Below are 3978 nucleotides of genomic sequence, written 5' to 3'. Positions count from 1 at the left end.
AATTCATCCGTTATTCGGGCAAGGAGATGGATGTCAGCGGCCTTTACTATTATGGCGCGCGTTACTACGCGCCGTGGTTGCAACGCTGGATCAGCCCTGACCCGGCGGGGGATGTGGACGGGCTGAACTTGTATGGGTTTGTGGGGAACAATCCGTTGCGTTATTTCGACAATGGCGGCACGACGAAAACGCCCTCGGAACACAAGGCAATAATCGCGGAGGAACTGGCGTTTCTGGATCCGATTGCGGACACCATTAGAAGCGTGGGAAAAACGTTGGGGGACTTGACCTCACCCGCAAGTTTTCGAGTAAAGATCCTGAAAAATTTTATCTATCTTTCTGGTCGAGCGGCCGTTGGATTTTTCAGCGGCTATACCACTACCGGGATGCTTCCATCCAGTATTCCGGGAGAGTTGCAAGGGCTGAGCGTCGGTAATGAAACCGCAGACAACGTCAATTCTGTCTATGCGCAACTTGCATCAAGTCTTGATGTTCCCATCTTGCCGCGTGCTTCAGATCTCAATGTACAGTCACTGCGTGATCAAAGCTCTGGAAAGTCTGCCAGCCCTTTAAACAGTTACACCGTTGCTCCGAAAACATGGCAGGAAAGATCGGAAAATATAAGAACATTGTTCAGCTTTGGACGTGACACAGTGGGCGGCGCCCTGTTTCCCGGCGTATCGGAGTTAGCTGAACTCTTCAAAATATCCAAGGACGCCACCAAAGCGGAACAGTTACTAACCAAGTTTGAAATGGATATGTATGACTCGATGCTCGACAGTCTGAGCGAAGGTATCATCGCATCATCAAAAGCCGCACATGCTTCGTTTAACGCATTAGGCGTAGAGCAGGTTTATACGAGCACTGCAGATTATATGAAAGACATTGGGCAAGGCCGTGTGTTGGCCTCCAACTCTAGAATGGCTCAGCGCTCGACAGTCGACAACTACACAGAACGTGCATTGCGGAGCATCACCGAAACCAAAGCCGTACTCACCCGATATCGCACATATGTCGCAGAACAAACAATAAAGCGTGCGGCATAACCATGCAGACACAATCAAAGTCTGTGTACCCTTCTACTCCGCGAATCAGTGCTTGGGATTCACGCTCTTTGCCTGTCAAAGAACTGGTTTACCTGCGTAGGGTTGCCAGTGATATACCGGTCGCTCTGATAAACCGTCAGCACCATAACGCTGCAGGTCGCTTGGTGAAGCGATGGGATCCCCGCCTGGCGACCCCAAACCTCACGACGGTCTACGGCCTGGGCGGTGAAGCGTTGATGTCCGACAGCGTCGACGCCGGCTGGCGCCTGAGTTTACCGGGGCTGGCCGGTGAAGCCCGGCAGCGCTGGGAGGAAAACGGCAACCATTGGCGCACGACCTTCGACACGCTTTTACGCGTGGTGGCGATCGAGGAAAAGGCTGTCAATGTCGAGACGTTTACCTACGCCGATGCCAACGCCGACCCTGCGTACAATCTGCGCGGCAGATTGATTCAACAGGAGGACGCAGCGGGTTTCCTGCAACCCGATAACTACGCCCTGACCGGCCAGCCAATGGATGAAACCCGCGTCTTTCGTAATGACGAACGTTTCACCACTCAGCGTGTATTCAGCCCCCTCGGCGCGGCGCTGGAGCAGACTGACGCCGGCGGCCATCGACACACGTCACACTACGGTCTGGCCGGGCATCTCAAACAGCTGAAGTTGCTGATCAAGGGTGCGCCTGAATCAATAGATGTTTTGCTCGACACGCAATACAACGCCGCCGAACAGATCACCGAACAACTGGACGGCAATGGCGTATGCAGCCGCTGGACTTACGATCCAGCCGATGGCCGATTGCATACGCAGTCCAGCTGCAAAGACACTGGGGAGATGTTGCAAAACTTCGAATATTTTTACGACCTGGTCGGCAATATCATCCGTATCGAGGATCACGCCTTTGAGGCGGTTTACTTTGCCAACCAGCGCGTTGATGGCCATCGCGATTTTGGCTATGACTCGCTGTACCGGCTGACCAGCGCCAGCGGTTACAACGACGCCACGCCCCCGGGCTTCCCGGGGCTGCCAACGCCGAGCGACAAGAAAAACCGCCTCAACTACACCGAGACTTATGATTACGACCTGGGCGGCAACCTGATCAGAACCGTCCATGTACGAGACGGCGCCAACCGTACCTTCGAGATGGCCATCGACCCAAACAGCAACCGCGGCGTGCGCTGGAAGCCGGGCGATCCCCCGCCGGAGTTCGACAAACTGTTCGACCTTCACGGCAACCTCAAGGCCTTGCAGCCGGGCCAGGACTTGCAATGGAACGCCCGCGACGAGTTGGCCAACGTCACCCTGATCCGCCGCGACGACGGGCGCCACGACGCCGAACACTACCTTTACAGCCAGGGCGCGCGGGTGTTCAAACGCCACGAAACCTTCACCGCCACCGCCGAACACATTCACCAGGTTCATTATCTGCCGGGCCTGGAAATCCGCAGCAAGAACAATGGCGAAGAACTGCACGTCATCAGCGTCGGCAATGCCCGCTGCCTGCATTGGGTGACAGGACAACCCGCCGACATCCCCAACAATCAACTGCGCTACAGCCTCGAGGATCACTTGGGGTCTTGCACGATGGAGCTGGACCAGAACGCCCGAATCATCAGCCAGGAAGGTTATTACCCGTTCGGCGCGACCGCGTGGCTGACGGCTAAATCGAAGACTGAAGTCAGCTACAAATTCATCCGTTATTCGGGCAAGGAGATGGATGTCAGCGGCCTTTACTATTATGGCGCGCGCTACTACGCGCCGTGGTTGCAACGCTGGATCAGCCCTGACCCGGCGGGGGATATCGATGGTTTGAATCTGTTTGTGATGGCTGGCAACAACCCCTTGCGATACATCGACTCAGGCGGAACGCATAAGGAGGAAACACTCGCCCACCAATCATTAATCGAATATTCAAACGTGTTATCGCAGGTGAACAGCGAACTGAAAAAACTCAACCACCAGCTCTACAACCTCACGCGCACCCGTGACCTGTACAAAACTGCAGGCAAGAAGCTGATGTTCAGTCTGGCCACCTTCGTCGCCACCATTAACGCCGGAGCAGTGGGCGCCACCGTAGGCGGTGCCGTCGGTAGCGTAACGGGGCCCGCTGCGCCGGTCGCTGTTCCCGTGGGTTCGGCGATTGGCGGCATACTGGCCGCCGAGGCGACAGGCAAAGTGATGGAGAAACTGGGAGAAGAAACCACGCTGGGCTACTCGATCATGCCCGACCCGGCGGCGCTATCAGTGAAAAACCTGAAAGCCAAGTCATCCGCGACACCGTTCTCGCTAACCGGCGTCGTCAACAGTTTCAATCCGCAGACGTCGTCAGGACTCATTAAAATCGGCATCGAAACGACCGCACGCACCGTCGGCAAACACCTGAATGTGAAATACCTGAAACCGGCATTGAACGTTGGTAAACAGATGGCTCAACTGACCGAAGCCCTTAACGATTGGTGGGGGCAAGCTGACCTCGATCAAGTGAGCAGCCGACTGGTAGAGCTGAGCAGTTTTCTTGATAGCGAAGAAGCTAAAGCAATGCTGCACTACGACGCTCTGCAGACAGACACACCCGCACCCGTGAAGCTGACAGGAATCGCTCAGATGCCGGAGAAAATGGATCTTTCGACACTCCAGCAAGAAATGAAAGTAGCGCGCAGTGCAATCAAGCAGTCACATAATCTGCTGGGCAGAGTGTCAGCCTATCTGGCAGAGAAACAGGCCGCGGCATAAGTCCATGAGCGATATCCGTTCGCACCGACGCACCCCCATTCTCAAGGCAAGCGACAGCCGTGGCTTGCCTGTGCGCCAAATCGCCTATCTGCGCACGCACGCCGAAGTTCCGGCCACCGCGCTGATCACCCGTCAACACCATGACGCTGCCGGTCACTTGGTGAAGCAATGGGATCCCCGCCTGGCGACCCCGAACCTCA

At 55.8% G+C, this 3978-nt stretch carries 3 protein-coding genes; all 3 read left to right on the top strand.

The genetic code is table 11. The features are described 5' to 3' along the window. Positions 1-1046: RHS repeat-associated core domain-containing protein (locus CKW18_RS31315; protein WP_256587128.1), on the top strand; the 1046-nt coding region annotated here is incomplete at its 5' end. A gap of 164 nt (positions 1047-1210) precedes the next feature. After that, positions 1211-3778, top strand: coding sequence for an RHS repeat-associated core domain-containing protein (locus tag CKW18_RS29445; RefSeq protein WP_256587127.1), 2568 nt, complete (start codon positions 1211-1213; stop codon positions 3776-3778). A gap of 4 nt (positions 3779-3782) precedes the next feature. Next, on the top strand, positions 3783-3978 hold a 196-nt coding region (locus CKW18_RS29440; RefSeq protein ID WP_141233176.1), incomplete at its 3' end, for a hypothetical protein.

It is taken from the genome of Pseudomonas sp. Irchel 3E19 (genome assembly GCF_900187585.1).
GTDB lineage: Bacteria > Pseudomonadota > Gammaproteobacteria > Pseudomonadales > Pseudomonadaceae > Aquipseudomonas > Aquipseudomonas baetica.
Note: the sequence above shows the minus strand (reverse complement) of the source record. Positions and strands in the feature narration are given on the sequence as shown.